This is a genomic window from Bradyrhizobium centrosematis (assembly GCF_045571495.1).
Taxonomy (GTDB): domain Bacteria; phylum Pseudomonadota; class Alphaproteobacteria; order Rhizobiales; family Xanthobacteraceae; genus Bradyrhizobium; species Bradyrhizobium centrosematis.
In genome coordinates, this window is record NZ_CP120703.1 from 1,833,984 (window position 1) to 1,849,894 (window position 15,911).

Consider the following 15,911-nt stretch of genomic DNA (forward strand, 5'->3'; position numbering starts at 1 on the left):
GTCATGCGCCTGATTGCGGCCATCGTGGCGTTGACCCTGGTCGCGATCGGTGCGGGCGCGCTCGCCGGCCTGCATCTGTTTGCGGCGGCCGAGCGCGCCGCCGACGCGAAGAAGAACGTGACCCCGCCGCCGATCGCCTCGAGCTACGCCGGCAGCGCGCGGCTCAGGAAATTGTCCCCTATCGTGACCAACCTCGCCGCGCCGGCTAACAACTGGGCACGTATCGAAGCCTCCATGGTGACCGAGAGCATGAGCGACGAGGACGCCGGCATCCTGGCCGCCCACATCAGCGAGGACATCGTCACTTACCTGCGGTCCGCGACGGTTGCGCAGTTCGAGGGATCGCGCGGGCTCCAGCATCTGCGCGACGACCTGACCGAACGCGCCAGCATCCGCTCGTCGGGCAAGGTCCGCGAATTGATCATTGAGACGTTGGTGATCCAGTGAGAGTGAAAGTCCTGCTGCTCGCCTTGATCATGGTCGTGCTGCCCGAAGTTGCGCTCGCCCAGATTCCGGACCTCAACTCGCTGCTGCCGCCCGGAAACGGCTCGACCAGCGGCCGGATCATCCAGCTGATGGCGCTGATCACGGTGCTGTCGGTGGCACCGGGGCTGCTCATCATGGTGACGAGCTTCACGCGATTTGCGGTGGCGCTGTCGTTCCTGCGCGCCGGGCTCGGCCTCCAGACCACGCCGGCCAATCTGGTGCTGATCAGCCTCGCGCTGTTCATGACCTTCTACGTGATGGCACCGACCTTCGATCGCGCCTGGGAAACCGGCGTCCAGCCGCTGATGAAGAACGAGATCTCGGAAGAGCAGGCCTATCTGAAGATCACGGATCCGTTCCGCGAATTCATGCTGGCCCACGTTCGCGACAAGGATCTGCAGACCTTCGAGTCGCTCGCCGCGGAGAGCTTTCGCAAGAAGTTCGACGACAAGCGCGTCGATCTGCGCGTCATCATCCCCGCCTTCATGATCTCCGAGCTGAGGCGTTCGTTCGAGATCGGATTCCTCATCATCCTGCCGTTCCTCGTGATCGACATGATCGTCGCGACGCTGACCATGTCCATGGGCATGATGATGATGCCGCCGACGATCCTCGCGCTGCCGTTCAAGATGCTGTTCTTCGTGCTGATCGACGGCTGGAATCTGCTCGCCTCCGGATTGGTGCGCTCGTTCTCGTAAGCGGCGGCGATCGCCGGCCGAACCGTTATGGTTAGCGAAAAGTGCCAGGGCATGGTTAGCAGAGGGTAATGCTAACCATATGATATTCTTGCGAAATTCAAGGCGATCTTAATCCGCGCGCAAGATTCGGCGTGCTAGCAATGCGTCACGGCGGGTTGGACCCCACCCACAGCAGTCCAAAGGCATGATGCCGCCCCTCCGTACCGGTGAAAGCCCGGTATGTCCCCTGATGAAAATGTAACGCGTACATAAAGGGACATTCGCAATGTCAAGCCTGCTTACGAACTCGACCGCCATGACCGCGCTCCAGACCCTGCGGTCTGTCAGCTCGCAACTCTCCACAACGCAGAGCCGGATCTCCACCGGCCAGCGCGTGGCGACGGCCGCGGACAACGCCGCCTACTGGTCGATCGCGACCTCGATGCGCGCCGACAACGCCGCGCTCTCCGCCGTCTCCGACTCGCTCGGTCTGTCGGCCGCAACCGTCGACACCGAGTACACCGCTCTGAACAAGGTCCTCGGCGACAGCAACTCGGGCCTGACCAAGCTCCAGTCGTTGCTGGTCGAAGCCAAGACGGCCGGTATCGACCGCACCAAGATCCAGGCGGACATCACCCAGATCCAGCAGCAGATGAAGGGCACGGCCAACGCCGCGACGTTCAACGGCGTGAACTGGCTGAGCACCAACGCCTCGACGCCGGCGACGGTCAACCTGGTGTCGTCGTACTCTCGCGTCGGTGGCACGCCGACCACGGGCTCGATCACCCTGACTGTTGCCAACTACTCGCTCTACACCGCGAGCACGGGCGGCATTCTGGACACGGTGAGCGGCAGCGCGTCGGTCGACACGATCAACATCTCGGCGCTGACCGACTCGGCGGCCGACCAGACCACACTCGACGGCTACATCACGCAGGTCACCGGTGCGATCAACTCGGTGGCTTCCGCCGCCGCGAACCTCGGCGCGATCAAGAACCGTATCTCCACCAACACGGACTTCGTGAAGTCGCTGATGGACTCGGTGGATCGCGGTATCGGCCAGCTCGTCGACGCCGACATGAACCAGGAGTCCACGCGTCTGGCGGCTCTCCAGGTCCAGCAGCAACTCGGCGTTCAGGCGCTCTCGATCGCCAACAACAGCAGCCAGAGCATCCTGTCGCTGTTCCGCTAAGCTGCAAAACGATCTGCGGAAGGCCGCGCTCCTGCGAAGCGCGGCCTTTCTATTTGGCGTGAAGTCATGCGCACGTCGTCATTTCGGTCCGCTGTTGCCGCTGGGGCACAGCGCCACAAGCCTCGCACAAGCTTCGGCCGCTAACCTCTCCGCTACGACAGGTTGGGCCCTCCATCCGCTTTTGCGCGGCCCAAAGGCATGACGCCGCCCTCTCGTACCGGTGCAAGTCCGGTATGTCCCCAATCTCATTCAATCTCCAAAGGGACATCAAAATGGGCTCTAGCCTCCTTACCAACTCCGCTGCAATGACCGCGCTGCAGACCCTGCGCAACGTCAGCTCTCAGCTCGCCACCACGCAGAACCGGATCTCCACCGGTCAGCGCGTGGCCACTGCTTCGGACAACGCTGCCTATTGGTCGATTGCGACCTCGATGCGGGCCGATAACGCCGCGCTCTCCGCCGTCTCCGACTCGCTCGGTCTGTCGGCCGCGACCGTCGACACCGAATATACCGCTCTGACCGCGGTTGTCGGTGACAAGACCGGCGGCCTGACCAAGCTCCAGGCGCTGCTGGTTGAAGCCAAGACGGCCGGTATCGACCGCAAGAAAATCCAGGCGGACATCACCCAGATCCAGCAGCAGATGAAGGGCACGGCCAATGCGGCAACCTTCAACGGCGTGAACTGGTTGAGCGCGACGGCAACCACGCCGGCGACCTTCAACCTGGTGTCGTCGTTCTCGCGCGTCGGCGGCACGCCCACGATCGGGTCAATCACCCTCACGATCGCCAACTACTCGCTCTATACCGCGAGCACGAGCGGCATCCTCGACACGGTGAGCGGCAGCGCGTCGGTCGACACGATCAACATCTCGGCGTTGACCGATTCGGCGACCGACCAGACCACGCTCGACGGCTACATCTCGCAGGTCACCGCTGCGATCAACTCGGTGGCCTCTGCCGCAGCCGATCTCGGCGCCGTCAAGAACCGCATCTCGACCAACACCGAATTCGTCAAGACCCTGATGGACTCGGTGGACCGTGGTGTCGGTCAGCTCGTCGACGCCGACATGAACGCGGAATCGACCCGCCTCCAAGCGCTGCAGACCCAGCAGCAGCTCGGCGTTCAGGCGCTCTCGATCGCCAACCAGAACAGCCAGAGCATCCTGTCCCTGTTCCGCGGCGGCTAAGCGGCGCTTTCGAAAACGACCGTGCTCCCCATGGGAGCACGGTCCCTGCCGTGAGCGGAATATGTGGCGGCACAAGGCGTGCCGCCAATTCGACCACCCGACATCAGACCTCTCGCAACACACCGGCAACCGATCGCGCGGCCACGTGCCCGATCGGCCTATGCCAAGCTGATCTGATCTCCTTGTAAAATTGCAACGCCGTGCGTGCGAACTGACCCAATCGTGTCCCCGCGCAACCTTCAGACAAGGTTGGCGGCGGAGTGTCCGATATGTTCGCATTGGTACGAGGTCATATGCTCAGTCGTGCGCAGATACAGCAACTGCTCAACAATCTGCTGGAGCTTGGGCCGCGACGCCTGATGGCCCTGGGCCTGATCGGCTTCGCCGTTCTCGTCACCGTCGTCGGTGGCGCGTATTATCTGAGCCGACCTGAGTTCGAGACGCTTTACACCGGCCTCACCCGCGAAGACGTGACGCGCATGGGCGCGGCGCTGCGCGAGCAGAACATCACCTTCGACGTCAATACGGCCGGCGACGCGCTCTCGGTGCGCCCGAGCCAGACCATGCAGGCGCGGATGCTGCTGGCCGAGAAGGGGCTGCCGACCAGCGCCAATTCCGGCTACGAGCTGTTCGACAAGATCGGATCGCTCGGGCTGACCTCGTTCATGCAGGAGGTCACCAAGCTCCGGGCGCTGGAAGGTGAGATCGCGCGCACGGTGCAGTTGATGAAGGGCGTCAAGGCGGCGCGGGTGCACATCGTGCTGCCGGTGCGCGGTTCGTTCCGCGCCACCCAGCAGCCGCCTTCGGCATCGGTCGTGCTGCGGACCGATGGTGCGATCGAGGCACGCACGGCGCAGTCGATCCGTCATCTCGTCGCTGCCGCGATTCCGGGCATGAGCCGCGACAAGGTCACGGTGCTGGACGCTGACGGCTCTATGCTGCTTGCCGAAGAGGACGAGGCGAGCGCCGCTCCGACCAAGATGGCGAGCCTGCAGAAGACGGTCGGCGGCATGGTGCAGGAGAACATCCGCAAGGCGCTGACGCCATATCTGGGCCTCGACAATTTCGAGGTCAGCGTCGCGCCGCAGCTCTCCACCGACAAGAAGCAGATCAACGAGACCGTGTATGATCCAGAGAGCCGTGCCGAGCGCTCGGTGCGGAACGTGCGCGAGAAGGAATCGTCGCAGAACGCCGATCGCTCGACCCCGACGACGGTGCAGCAGAATCTGCCCGATCAGCAGGTGAACGCTGGCGGCGGCAAGAATTCGAGCGAGGACAAGACCCGCCGCGAGGACGTCACCAATTTCGAGGTCTCGTCCAAGACCACGACGACGGTGAGCGATGGCTATTCGGTGAAGAAGCTCTTCATCGCCGTGCTGGTCAATCGCGCGCGGCTGGTCGCTGATCTCGGCGACAAGACCAACCAGGCCATCGTCGACAGCAAGCTCGCCGAGATCAGCCAGCTCGCCGCGACGGCAGGCGGACTGGACAAGGCGCGCGGCGACCAGATTCAGGTGACGGCCGTCGACTTCATCGAGGGCTCGCGCGAGCTGGCGCCGGTGCCTCCGATCAGCTTCGTCGAGATGATCAACAAGCAGCTTGGCAGCGTCATCAACGCGGTGACGATCCTGGCCGTCGCATCGATGCTGGTCTGGTTCGGATTGCGGCCGGCGGTCAACGGCATTCTGACCCATCGCGCGCAGCAGGAGCAGGTCGAGGCCGCCGAGGCCGCTGAGCTCGAAGCTGCCGCGGCGCTTGCACTGGCCGAGAGTCAGGACCCCGAGCTCAACCTCGTCGAGGATCTCGAAGGCAAGATGCAGCGAACCCCGCAAAAACGGCTGGAGCAGATCGTTCGGCTCGACCAGGCGCAGGCAGCAGCGATCCTTAAAGACTGGATGCGACGGGAGGAGGCGGCATGAACGCGGCAATCGGAAAGCTACTGACGCAGTTCGACGCGAACGGCAGGGCGAAGTCGCCACCGCCTCCGCCGCCCAAGATCCAGGACGTGCTGACCCGGCCGAAGGAGGTCATGCGCGAGTCCCAGCCGCAGCCGCAGCTTCAGTCACCGCCTCCGGCGCCGAAGGCCGAAGCCCCGGCGGCGAATCTCCTGGACGACGCTTACCGGCGCGGCCACGCGGCCGGCGTCGCGGAAGGCGACGCCAAGCTTGCCGAGGAGCGCGTCCGCAGCGCGATCCGGCTCGGCGAGGAACGCGCCAAATGGTCCGACCAGCAGGCGGTCGCGATCGTCGGCGGTTTCGAGGCGGCGTGCCGCGAGATCGAAACCAACATCGCAAGCTCCGTGGCGCGGATCTTGCTGCCGTTCCTCACCGACGCGGTCCGCGACAAGGCGATCGGATCGTTGGTCGAGCAGATTGCGACACTCACCGGCAATTCGTCGGTGCCGGCGTTCAAGGTCACCGGCCCGAGCGAGCTGCTCGACCTCGTGAAGACGCAGCTCGAGGCCTCCAGGCGGACCGGCATCGTGTACGAGCCCGCCGAAACTCTAGAGGTTCGCGTCGTGGCAGACCAGACCGTGATCGAGACACAGATCACGGCCTGGAGCGAGCGCCTGAAGGACGCGCGCCGGTAACCCGCCATGGAAGAGGTCAAGCATGAGCTCGTGATCGTCCGCCGGCGCAGCGCCTTCGCCGAGGAGGCGCATCATGGCGGCGTATGGAAGATCGCTTATGCGGACTTCATGACCGCGATGATGGCGTTCTTCCTGGTCATGTGGCTGCTCAACGCGCTCAACCAGGACCAGAAGCAGGTGGTCGCGAGCTATTTCAACCCAATCCAGCTCGCGGAGAACGCGCCGGCCCCGAAGGGCCTCAAGAATCTCTCCAAGAAGGAGCCGACCTCGTTCGAAGGGCAGGACGGCAAGCGTCAGCCAGCCGGCTCGAACGAGGAACGCCGCGGCGACTCGCCGACGGCCGAGAAGCCGGCCTCCTTCGAGGAGAAGGTCCTGTTTCGTGATCCCTATGCGACGCTCGCCGAGATCGCGAACAGTACGAACCAGGCCACGGGCCAGCGGCGCGCCGGCGCGCTGACGTCCGCCGAAGAGGACGGCCTCAAGGGCGGCGATGCCTACCGCGATCCCTTCGACCCCGGCTATTGGAAGCTGGCGCCGCAAGCGGCCAAGGATGCGGATCCCATGATCGAGAGCGAGCCAGATGCCTCCGCGCGCACCGGCGCGCCCAGCACAAATCAGGGCGAGCCGCAGGCGCGGCGCGCCAAGGCGGAAGATGCCGGCGGAAGCGTGGCTCCGAGCGCGGACGCCTCGTCCGCAAACCTGTCGCCTTTGCTGCCGCCGGGGCCTGCGCCGGCGCAATCCTCCCGCGAGGGCAGCGCCCAAACCACCGTTCAAGCCAACGCCGCCGCGCAGCCGCGCCAGAGCGATGCGACGAAGGAATCCGAGCCGCGCGATGCGGCGCAAACCCAGCAGCCGACGATCAAGCAGCTTCAGTCCGCGATCGCAGACGCGCTGTCGGACATCAAGGCGGGCGCCGGGCCGGCGGCCGAGGTGCGTCAGGTCGAGGAGGGCCTCCTGATCAGCCTGACCGACGATGCGAGCTTCGGCATGTTCGCGGTCGGCTCGGCCGAGCCGCGGCCCGAGCTCATCCGCGTGATCGACAAGATCGGGCCGTTGCTGACGAAACGCCAGGGCATGATCATCGTCCGCGGCCATACCGACAATCGACCGTATCGCTCGGAGAACTACGACAATTGGAGGCTGTCGACCGCCCGCGCCCAGATGGCCTATTACATGCTGGTTCGCTCCGGCGTCGACGCACAGCGGATCGAGCATGTCGAAGGTTACGCCGACCGGCGGCCGAAGCTTCCGAACGATCCGGCAGCGGCGCAGAACCGCCGGATCGAGATCCTGATCCGTGAGAAGCGCCCTTGATCAGGCCGCTCGTCTGCGCCGTTCTGCTGCTCCTGCCTTTCGCGGCGGCGAACGTGCATGCTCAAGCCGCGCGCCAGCCAGGCGAGCCCTACGAGCTCGTCCGCGCGTTGCAGGCGGTGCAGGACGGCATCGCCAATGGCGACACCGCCGCACACGGCAGCCACATCGCGCTGATCCGGCAGATCGGAGACAAGTTTCTCAGCGCGGATCCCGCCGTGTGGAGCAATCCGCAGAACAGCCAGGCCGTGGTCATCTACCTCCTCAGCGGCGGCGCGCCACAAATCGTCCGCAAGCTGCCGCGCGACAAGATGAACGTGGACGAGCGGCTGTTCAATGGTGCGCTCGCCTATGTCGAGGGCCGCCAGGAGGAAGCGCGGGAGCTGCTCAAGGACGTCAAGCCGCGGATGCTTTCCTCGGGGCTGGGCGGACAGGTTGCGCTGGTCCAGGGCGCGCTGTTCGCTCGTGCCGAGGCATCGCTCGCGATCGAGCGGCTGGATGACGCACGCCTGCTGCTACCCGGCACGCTGGTGGAGGAAGCGGCCCTGCGGCGCGAGATCCTGTTGGTGGGGCAGGCGGAGGAGTTCGACAAGTTCGAGTTCCTGACGCTGGCCTATCTTCGCCACTACCGCAACTCGATCTATGCCGGCGATTTCTGGCAACGCTTTTCGACGGGCCTGACGCAATCGAGCCTGGCACTCGACGAGCGCCGTTTTGCGCGGATCGCGGCCATGCTGGAGCAGGTCGATCGTGCGAGCCGCCTCAAGCTCTATCTCGTGATCGCGCGCGCAGCGATGGTGCGTGGACAGCTGGCCGTGACACGGCTTGCCAGCGAGCAGGCGCTGACGCTCAGCGCAGACGCCTCCACCGAACGCGAGCGGGCCCATTTCTTCCGCGGTGCATCGCGAGCGCTCGCCGACGAATATGATGGGGGGCTCGCCGAGCTGAAGGCCGTCGACCGGTCGAAGCTGCCCGAGCGCGACGTGCCCCTTCTGAACGCCACGGTGCAGCTCGCACTCGATATCCGCAAGCCGTTCCCGGGCGGATCCGCTGCCGCAGCCGACAAGCCGCCGGCAACGCCGGCGCGGCTCGATCTGGCGTCATCGACCGCGACGCTCGCGCGCGCGCGCAAGCAGCTCGGCGAACTCGAACTCCTCACCAAGGACCGCCGTCCATGACCAAGCTCAGTGGAACCTCCGGACAGGTTTTCTCGGGTCTTGCCGAGAGCCTCAACATGCGCTCGGCCAAGGGCGCCGGGGCGAAACCGCAGGCGAGCTCCTCATTCAACGACCTGCTGCACACCGTCTCGAATCTCGCCAAGCAGGCCCTGAACGAGGATGGCCGCGACACCAGCGGGAAGACCGGATCGCTGCGCACGCGTCTGGCCCACCCGACCGGGCATGACAAGCCCAGCGACGCGACGATGCCCGAGCTGATCGCGTCGGACGAGCGGTCTAAACCCGCAGAGGAGGCCTCCGACAAGAAGGCCGTGAGGTCGTCGGAAAGGCAACGTCCGGCCCGTCATGCCGCGAACGTCGACATCCAGGACCAGTCCGGCATTGCGGTGGCGGTCGGGCAGGAGATCGCCGCTGCGCCTGTGGTGAAGCCGCAGCTCGAATTGCAATCTCCCGACAAGGACACGCCCGCGCGCGACGAGCGGTCCTCCCCCACGAAGCGCGAGGTTCAGGGCGCGGCGAAGGCGGCAAAGGCCGATGCGCCCCCATCCAGCGTCGCTCCGACCGCTGCGCGCGCGCAAGCTGCGGCTTCGCAGGCAACGGCCGCGCCGGAATCCTCGCCTGCGCAAGACAGCGAGCCATCGCGCGCAATGCCCGCGACACCCGGCTTCGAGGCGGTCACGGCCAATGTCGAGCGCGCGGCCAAGGCCGCGGGGCGTGATGCACTGCCCGAGACGACCAAGGTCACCGTGGTCCAGCAGGAGACCCATCTGCCTCCGGCGCAATTCAACGTTCCGCAACAGGTCGCCAATGTGGTCGTCGCCGAGCTGAACGACTCCGCAAGCCCTGCGGCGCCCGCAGCGCCGGATCTCGCGGCCTCCCAGACCAATGCGCCGGATCAGCCGCTCAAGATCCTGACCGTCAATCTCGAGCCGCCTGCGCTCGGCAACGTCACCGTGCGCCTGCGCCTCGTCGGCACCGAAGTGTCCATCCATCTTGCGGCCGAGCGCAAGGACACGAGCCAGATGCTGGACCAGCAGCGCGACCAGATCCGCGATCTCATGCAGTCGGCGGGCTATGTCGCCGACGTCGCCCCCGTCCAGCACGGCTCGCTCGACGGATTCCAGAGCGGCTCCGGCCAGTCCCAGCCGCAGCTCTCGGGCCAGCAACAGCCTTCGCCGCAGTCGCAAGGACCGTTCGGCGGCACCGGCACATCGTCGGGACAGTCCGACGGCGGCGCGAGGCAGGCCCGGCAGGAGCGCCAGTCCAATCAGGAGATGCGTCATGACCAGGACGTTGGCCAGCAGAATCGCCACGGCCCTGTTTATCTGTAACGCCGGCGCCGCGGCCGCGGCGACCGACACTGCGCGTCCCTGCGAGCGCGAGATGGCGCGCGCGGCGCAGCAGCACGGGATTCCGCTCGGCATTCTCTACGCAGTCGGCCTCACTGAGACCGGACGGCGCGGCGCGTTGCATCCGTTTGCGCTCGGCACAGACGGCCAGACCGTGTTTGCCAAGGACATCAACGACGCGATGGCGAATTTCGAGGCGATGCGAGGCAAAGGGATCAAGCTGATCGATCTCGGATGCATGCAGATCAACCATTATTATCACGGCGACAAGTTCGGTTCGGTGCGGGCGATGTTCGATCCGGCCAGGAACGTCGACTATGCTGCGCGTTTTCTGAAAGAGCTGAAGCAGCGCGAAGGCAGCTGGACCATGGCCGTTGCGCGTTACAACGCCGGCCCCAACAATCAGCTGGCGCAGAAGCGCTATGTCTGTCACATCGTCGCGCACCTCGTCTCGAGCGGCTTCGGCGCCTGGACCGACAAGGCCCGCTCGTTCTGTCAGCCGAAAACGACATGACGACGTGAAGTTGTGCATGGTCCCGAACCATCAGCCCCGCGCAAGCAAGACCTCTCATTGTAGCTGCAACCTACCAAAGGAGCCCCTTTCATGAGCCTGTATGGTGTTATGCGCACCGGTGTTTCCGGCATGAGCGCGCAGTCCAACAAGCTGTCGACGGTTTCGGATAATATCGCCAACGTCAACACGACCGGCTACAAGCGGGCTTCGACCGAATTCTCCTCGCTGATCCTGAAGAGCGGCTCCGGCAATTACGACTCCGGCGCCGTCGAGACGAAGGTCCGTTACGCCATCAGCGACGCCGGACATACGCAATTCACGACGTCGTCCACGGATCTCGCCGTGCAGGGCAACGGCTTCTTCGTGGTCTCGAACGCGACCAACACGCAGCAGTTCCTGACGCGCGCCGGCTCGTTCGTGCCGGACGCTCAGGGCAACCTCGTCAACGCGGCCGGCTACTATCTTCTGGGCCAGCCCGGCAAAGTGACCAATTTCTCGCAGAACAGCCTGTCCGGCATGCAGATCGTTAACATCGCCCAGGTCTCGCAGGTGCCGGTGCCATCGACCGCGGGCACCCTGACGACCGGAAATCTCGATCCGAAGGCCGCCGTGATCGCTGGTCCTCCCGGCCCGGCGTCATATTCGTCGAAGAGCTCGATCGTGGCCTACAACAATATCGGCCAGGCCGTCACGCTCGACGTCTACATGTCCCATACGGCGACGGCCGCTGGCGCGGACACTTGGCAGATTCAGGCTTACGACTCCGCGACAGGTGCGTCGGTCGGCGCCGCCACCACCTTCACCTTCGATACGACCGCAACCGGCAAAGGCGCGCTGGCCGCGGCGAGCCCGACGACTCTCGCGCTCACTGTCCCCGGCGGTGCGGCCATGACCCTCGACCTGTCGAACATGACGCAGGTGGGGACCGACTTCAGCTTCAAGGCGACCGTCAACGGCAGCGTTCCCTCGGCGATCGACAAGATCAATGTCGACGAGAACGGATACGTCACAGCCGTGCTCAAGAACGGGCAGCAGACGACGCTCTACACCATCATGCTCGCCGACGTCGCAAGCCCCGACAATCTGACGCCCGAGCCGGGCAACGTCTATTCGACCAACATGAATTCCGGCAATGCGCAAGCCGGCAACGCCGGCACCGGCGGGCTCGGCAAGGTCCAGTCCGGCGCGCTGGAGGATTCCAACGTCGATCTCGCCGACGAACTCACCGGGATGATCGAGGCACAGCGCGGCTTCACCGCCAATTCGAAATCGTTCCAGACGGGCGCCGACCTGCTCGACGTCGTCGTCAACCTGAAGCGCTGAATCGTTCGGCACGCATCCCGGCCAAGAGCAGATCATGTCCCTTACCGCCGCTCTCGACTCCGCTCGCGCCTCGCTCATGGCGTCGGGCATCCAGTCGTCGGCGATCTCGCGCAACATCGCCGGTGCCAGCGCCGTCGGCTATTCGCGCAAGATCGCCGTGCTGGACAACCTGCCCAATACCGGCGTCTATGTCGCGGCGATCCAGCGCGCCGCAAGCTCCGGTCTCTACAACAACGTCTTGACCGCGACGTCTTCGTCGGCCAAGCAGAATGCGATCTACGATGGCCTGCAAAAGATCGCATCGGCCACGGTGGACGATCCGGAACTCGGCCAGTCGCCGACGGCGCGGCTCAATGCGCTGAAGCAGGCGCTGCAGCAATATGCCAACGCCCCGGACAACGCCACGCTGGCGCAGGCCGCAGTGACGTCCGCAAAGGACATGGCGACCTCGCTCAACGAGGCAACCAAGACCGTGCAGACGGTGCGCGCGGACGCGGACGCCGACATGGCGACCTCGGTCGCCAACATCAGTCAGCTGCTCACCCAATTCGACAAGGTCAACACCGCGATCGTGAAGGGAACGATCTCCGGCGACGACATCACCGACTATCTCGACCAGCGCGACGCCATCGTTTCGAAGATGTCGCAGGAAGTCGGCGTCTCGATGTCGATCCGGGCCAACGGCGATGCCGCGCTCTATACCGACAGCGGCGTCGTCATGTTCGACAAGACGGCGCGCTCGGTCAGCTTCGTGGCGACCAACAACTACACGGCCGGCACCACGGGCAACGCGGTCTATATCGACGGCGTGCCTGTGACGGGCGCCAATTCGGTGATGCCGATCAAGACTGGCAAGCTAGCGGGCCTGGCTGACCTGCGCGACAAGGCCACGGTCACCTATCAGGATCAGCTCGACGAAATCGCGCGTGGCCTGATCAATACCTTCAGGGAGAGCGATCAGTCCGGCGCGTCGCTGCCCGACGTTCCCGGTCTCTTCACCTATCCCGGCGCGCCGACGATGCCGGCGAGCGCCACCGTCTCGGTCGGCCTTGCCGGCCTGATCAGTGTTGCTGCGTCTGTCGATCCGGCCCAGGGCGGCAATCCGAACCTGCTGAGGGATGGCGCGATCAGCGGCAACGTCGCCTACCAGTACAACACCGCCGGCAACGGCGGATACTCGGTCCGGCTGCAACAGCTCATCAGCGGCATGGACGCGGCGCAGCCGTTCGATGCGACCTCGCAGGGCAAGCCAAACGGCAGTCTGGGCGACTTCGCGTCGTCGTCGGCCAGCTGGATCGAAAACCAGCGCAAGACCGCAGACTCCAACGTGAGTTACCAGAAGACGATGCTCGAGCGCACCACCGCGGCGCTGTCGAATGTCAGCGGCGTCAACATGGACGACGAGATGTCCTTGATGCTTCAGGTCGAGCGCACCTATTCGGCATCGTCCAAGATCATTTCGACCGTCGACCAGATGTTGCAGAGCCTGCTGGCTGCCGTGGGGAAATAAGTCATGATGAGCGCCAATTACATCTCGACCTTGATGCTGTCGTCGTCGTTGAGGTCCTCGATCACGAACAACCAGGCTGCGCTGAGCAAGGCGTCGAAGGAGGCGACCACCGGGCGCTTCGCCGATGTGGGCCTCACGCTCGGCGCCACGACCGGAAACGACGTCACGTTGCGGGCGGACTTCAGCTTCGCCGATCAGCTCATCGACACCAACGCGCTGGTCCTGGGGCGCCTGGACACGACGCAGAACCGCATTACCCAGCTCAACACGACCGCGACGTCTTTCCTCAAGGACCTGATCGCCGCCCGCAGTACCGACGGCGGCGGTCGGATCATCCTGCCGCCTGCGTCCTCCAACCTTCAGGATCTGATCGGCGCGCTGAACGTGTCCTACAACGGCTCGTACCTGTTCTCCGGCATCAATACGCAGAATCAGCCGATCACGGCCTACGCGGCCGGCTCGGCCAGCAAGAACCGGGTCGACTCCGATTTCTTGACGTTCTTCGGCTTCAACCAATCCTCGGCCAGCGTGAGCAGCATTACCCCGGCCCAGATGCAGACTTTCCTCAACACCAGCTTCGATGCTGAGTTCGCGAGCCCGGCCTGGAACACCAATTGGTCGACGGCGACCGATCAGGTCATGCAAAGCCGGGTCTCCACGACCGAGATCGCCGACACGTCCGTCAGCGCCAACCAGACTGGCTTCCGCAAGCTGGCCGAGGCCTACACCATGATGGCGGATCTCGGGAACGCGAACCTCAACCAGGATACGTTCCAGGTCGTCGTGGACAAGGCCATCGGCCTCGTCGGTAATGCCATCACTGACCTCGCTGCGCTCGGCGGCAGCGTCGGCACGGTCCAGCAGCGAGTGACCGGCGCCACCGAAAAGCTGAAGACGCAGCAGGACATTCTGAACAATCAGATCATCAAGCTCGAGGCGGTCGATCCAACCGAGGCCTCGGTCCGGGTCAACACCCTGCAGACCCAGATCCAGACCGCGCTGGCGCTCACCTCGCAGCTCCAGAAGATCAGCCTGATCAACTATCTCTAAAGTCGGACTTCGCACCTTTGTCTTGTTATCAGGTCTCCTGCGCAGAGTGGTTCTTCTAATGACGTTTGAAGCCTATGAATCGGTCGTCGACGAGAGCGGTTACGAGGCGCGGGGCCGCGAGCGGCAGGCGCTCAGCCTCGGCATCGACCGGCTCGAGCGGCTTCAGAGAGGCGTGTTCCGCCTCGAGGATCTGGTCGAGAGCCTGCTCTACGTGCGGCGGCTGTGGACGATCTTCATCGAGGATCTCTCGCACCCGGAAAACGGGCTGCCGGACAAGCTGCGCGCCGACATCATCTCGATCGGCCTGTGGGTCGTCAAGGAAGCCGATCGCCTTCGCGAGGAGCGATCGAACGACGTGATGCAGCTCATCGAGATCAACCGCCTGATCCGAGACGCGCTTTGATGAAAGTCTCATTGCGGGCGGGCGAACGAATCTACATCAACGGTGCGGTGCTGCGCGTGGACCGCAAGGTCTCCGTCGAGCTCGTCAACGACGTGATGTTCCTGCTCGAAGGGCAGATCATGCAGGCGTCCGATGCCACCACGGCGCTGCGGCAGCTCTACTTCATCGTCCAGCTCATGCTGATGAACCCGACCGACATCCGGGACGCCGCGGCGCTTTATACCCAGCATCATGCGGCGCTGTGTGCCGTGTGCGAGAACCGCGAGATGCTGGACGGGCTTGGCGCCATCGACGAGCTGGTCCAGGCGACCCGTTACTTCGAGGCGCTCAAGCGGATCCGGGCCCTGTTTCCGGTGGAGCAGGTCATTCTGGCCGGCGCGGCCACCATTTCCCCCGTCGAGGCTGCCTGACAGCGGAGAGACACATGAACGTCAACAGCGCGACCGACAGCACGAGCAAGTCGGCCAACACGACCGGCTCCACCACGACGACGTCGAGCAACGGCGTCGACTACAATACCTTTCTTCAGCTCCTCGTCGCCGAGATGAAGAACCAGGATCCGACCAATCCAATGGACACCTCGCAATATATGAGCCAGTTCGCTCAGCTCTCGACCGTCGAGCAGGCGATGCAGACCAATTCGAAGCTGGACGCGCTGCTGTCGTCGCAGTCCTTGTCGCAGGCCAACAGCCTGATCGGAAAGACCGTCAGCTTCACCGACTCCACCGGCGCCAGCTTCAGCGGCAAGGTCGTTTCGGTCGCGATCAACAGCGACGGCTCCATCGCCACCCTCCAGGACGGCACCAAGGTCGCGGTCGGGCCCGGGCTCACGATCAGCCAGTCATGAACGAACGGGACGCTCTCGACATCGTCCAGGCGGCGATCTGGACCATCATCGTCGCCTCCGGACCTGCGGTCGGCGCCGCGATGCTGGTCGGCACCGTGATCGCGCTGATCCAGGCCCTGACCCAGATCCAGGAGGTGACGCTGACCTTCGTTCCGAAGATCATCGTCATCCTGCTGGTCGTTGCCGTCTCCGGTTCCTTCATCGGCGCGCATCTTTCGACCTTCACCGAGATGGTCTATTCGCGGATCGAGCACGGCTTCTGATCGCCAGGGCCACCACCCTCGCGTAAGCTTT

17 protein-coding genes are annotated in these 15,911 nt (G+C 64.5%); all 17 read left to right on the top strand.

Annotated features, from left to right (window positions below; translation table 11 throughout):
* Positions 1-3: 3 nt before the first annotated feature.
* The 17 genes from P6U31_RS08815 to fliQ all read left to right on the top strand — a co-directional run bounded on the left by P6U31_RS08815 (position 4) and on the right by fliQ (position 15,880).
* Entirely contained in the window at positions 4-447 is a 444-nt protein-coding gene (locus P6U31_RS08815; protein WP_128927540.1) for a flagellar basal body-associated FliL family protein, read from the top strand.
* Positions 444-1,184, top strand: a complete 741-nt coding sequence (gene fliP / locus P6U31_RS08820) for a flagellar type III secretion system pore protein FliP (RefSeq protein ID WP_126255035.1) — start codon at positions 444-446, stop codon at positions 1,182-1,184. Before P6U31_RS08815 ends, fliP begins: the two co-directional genes overlap by 4 nt.
* Before the next feature lie 265 nt (positions 1,185-1,449).
* Positions 1,450-2,355 carry a flagellin gene (locus P6U31_RS08825; protein WP_407187815.1) on the top strand — a complete coding sequence of 302 codons (906 nt, stop codon included), beginning with the start codon at positions 1,450-1,452 and terminating at the stop codon, positions 2,353-2,355.
* Between the two features lie 272 nt (positions 2,356-2,627).
* Positions 2,628-3,542 carry a flagellin gene (locus P6U31_RS08830; RefSeq protein WP_407187816.1) on the top strand — a complete coding sequence of 305 codons (915 nt, stop codon included), beginning with the start codon at positions 2,628-2,630 and terminating at the stop codon, positions 3,540-3,542.
* Between the two features lie 293 nt (positions 3,543-3,835).
* Positions 3,836-5,461, top strand: coding sequence for a flagellar basal-body MS-ring/collar protein FliF (gene fliF / locus P6U31_RS08835; protein ID WP_407187817.1), 1,626 nt, complete (start codon positions 3,836-3,838; stop codon positions 5,459-5,461).
* Complete coding sequence (locus P6U31_RS08840) at positions 5,458-6,132, top strand: hypothetical protein (protein WP_407187818.1); 675 nt, start codon at positions 5,458-5,460, stop codon at positions 6,130-6,132. Before fliF ends, P6U31_RS08840 begins: the two co-directional genes overlap by 4 nt.
* 6 nt (positions 6,133-6,138) lie before the next feature.
* A complete protein-coding gene (locus P6U31_RS08845) occupies positions 6,139-7,446 on the top strand; it encodes a MotB family protein (protein ID WP_407187819.1) in 1,308 nt (435 codons plus the stop codon).
* Complete coding sequence (locus P6U31_RS08850) at positions 7,443-8,621, top strand: chemotaxis protein (protein ID WP_407187820.1); 1,179 nt, start codon at positions 7,443-7,445, stop codon at positions 8,619-8,621. The genes P6U31_RS08845 and P6U31_RS08850 overlap by 4 nt, the downstream gene beginning before the upstream one ends.
* Entirely contained in the window at positions 8,618-9,952 is a 1,335-nt protein-coding gene (locus P6U31_RS08855; protein WP_407187821.1) for a flagellar hook-length control protein FliK, read from the top strand. Before P6U31_RS08850 ends, P6U31_RS08855 begins: the two co-directional genes overlap by 4 nt.
* Positions 9,903-10,484 carry a lytic transglycosylase domain-containing protein gene (locus P6U31_RS08860; protein ID WP_407187822.1) on the top strand — a complete coding sequence of 194 codons (582 nt, stop codon included), beginning with the start codon at positions 9,903-9,905 and terminating at the stop codon, positions 10,482-10,484. The genes P6U31_RS08855 and P6U31_RS08860 overlap by 50 nt, the downstream gene beginning before the upstream one ends.
* A 90-nt stretch (positions 10,485-10,574) precedes the next feature.
* A complete protein-coding gene (locus P6U31_RS08865) occupies positions 10,575-11,807 on the top strand; it encodes a flagellar hook protein FlgE (RefSeq protein WP_407187823.1) in 1,233 nt (410 codons plus the stop codon).
* Positions 11,808-11,841: 34 nt separating this feature from the next.
* Positions 11,842-13,317: a flagellar hook-associated protein FlgK gene (gene flgK, locus P6U31_RS08870; RefSeq protein WP_407187824.1), complete on the top strand. Its 1,476-nt coding sequence runs from the start codon at positions 11,842-11,844 to the stop codon at positions 13,315-13,317.
* 3 nt (positions 13,318-13,320) lie between these two features.
* Entirely contained in the window at positions 13,321-14,367 is a 1,047-nt protein-coding gene (locus tag P6U31_RS08875) for a flagellar hook-associated family protein (RefSeq protein WP_407187825.1), read from the top strand.
* 58 nt (positions 14,368-14,425) lie between these two features.
* Positions 14,426-14,770 carry a flagellar biosynthesis regulator FlaF gene (gene flaF / locus P6U31_RS08880; protein ID WP_162308721.1) on the top strand — a complete coding sequence of 115 codons (345 nt, stop codon included), beginning with the start codon at positions 14,426-14,428 and terminating at the stop codon, positions 14,768-14,770.
* A complete protein-coding gene (gene flbT, locus P6U31_RS08885; protein ID WP_407187826.1) occupies positions 14,770-15,180 on the top strand; it encodes a flagellar biosynthesis repressor FlbT in 411 nt (136 codons plus the stop codon). Before flaF ends, flbT begins: the two co-directional genes overlap by 1 nt.
* Positions 15,181-15,194: 14 nt before the next feature.
* The gene (gene flgD, locus P6U31_RS08890) at positions 15,195-15,617 is read left to right on the top strand and encodes a flagellar hook assembly protein FlgD (protein WP_407187827.1); all 423 of its coding nucleotides are present in this window, start codon (positions 15,195-15,197) and stop codon (positions 15,615-15,617) included.
* Positions 15,614-15,880: a flagellar biosynthesis protein FliQ gene (fliQ, locus tag P6U31_RS08895; RefSeq protein ID WP_027572776.1), complete on the top strand. Its 267-nt coding sequence runs from the start codon at positions 15,614-15,616 to the stop codon at positions 15,878-15,880. Before flgD ends, fliQ begins: the two co-directional genes overlap by 4 nt.
* Positions 15,881-15,911: the final 31 nt, after the last annotated feature.

What these genes read in the sequence shown, in the direction of transcription:
- P6U31_RS08815 (WP_128927540.1), top strand. Translation starts at nt 4, where the DNA reads ATGCGCCTGATTGCGGCCATCGTGGCGTTGACCCTGGTCGCGATCGGT.
- P6U31_RS08825 (WP_407187815.1), top strand. Translation starts at nt 1,450, where the DNA reads ATGTCAAGCCTGCTTACGAACTCGACCGCCATGACCGCGCTCCAGACC.
- P6U31_RS08830 (WP_407187816.1), top strand. Translation starts at nt 2,628, where the DNA reads ATGGGCTCTAGCCTCCTTACCAACTCCGCTGCAATGACCGCGCTGCAG.
- fliF (WP_407187817.1), top strand. Translation starts at nt 3,836, where the DNA reads ATGCTCAGTCGTGCGCAGATACAGCAACTGCTCAACAATCTGCTGGAG.
- P6U31_RS08840 (WP_407187818.1), top strand. Translation starts at nt 5,458, where the DNA reads ATGAACGCGGCAATCGGAAAGCTACTGACGCAGTTCGACGCGAACGGC.
- P6U31_RS08845 (WP_407187819.1), top strand. Translation starts at nt 6,139, where the DNA reads ATGGAAGAGGTCAAGCATGAGCTCGTGATCGTCCGCCGGCGCAGCGCC.
- P6U31_RS08855 (WP_407187821.1), top strand. Translation starts at nt 8,618, where the DNA reads ATGACCAAGCTCAGTGGAACCTCCGGACAGGTTTTCTCGGGTCTTGCC.
- P6U31_RS08860 (WP_407187822.1), top strand. Translation starts at nt 9,903, where the DNA reads ATGACCAGGACGTTGGCCAGCAGAATCGCCACGGCCCTGTTTATCTGT.
- P6U31_RS08865 (WP_407187823.1), top strand. Translation starts at nt 10,575, where the DNA reads ATGAGCCTGTATGGTGTTATGCGCACCGGTGTTTCCGGCATGAGCGCG.
- flgK (WP_407187824.1), top strand. Translation starts at nt 11,842, where the DNA reads ATGTCCCTTACCGCCGCTCTCGACTCCGCTCGCGCCTCGCTCATGGCG.
- P6U31_RS08875 (WP_407187825.1), top strand. Translation starts at nt 13,321, where the DNA reads ATGATGAGCGCCAATTACATCTCGACCTTGATGCTGTCGTCGTCGTTG.
- flaF (WP_162308721.1), top strand. Translation starts at nt 14,426, where the DNA reads ATGACGTTTGAAGCCTATGAATCGGTCGTCGACGAGAGCGGTTACGAG.
- flbT (WP_407187826.1), top strand. Translation starts at nt 14,770, where the DNA reads ATGAAAGTCTCATTGCGGGCGGGCGAACGAATCTACATCAACGGTGCG.
- flgD (WP_407187827.1), top strand. Translation starts at nt 15,195, where the DNA reads ATGAACGTCAACAGCGCGACCGACAGCACGAGCAAGTCGGCCAACACG.
- fliQ (WP_027572776.1), top strand. Translation starts at nt 15,614, where the DNA reads ATGAACGAACGGGACGCTCTCGACATCGTCCAGGCGGCGATCTGGACC.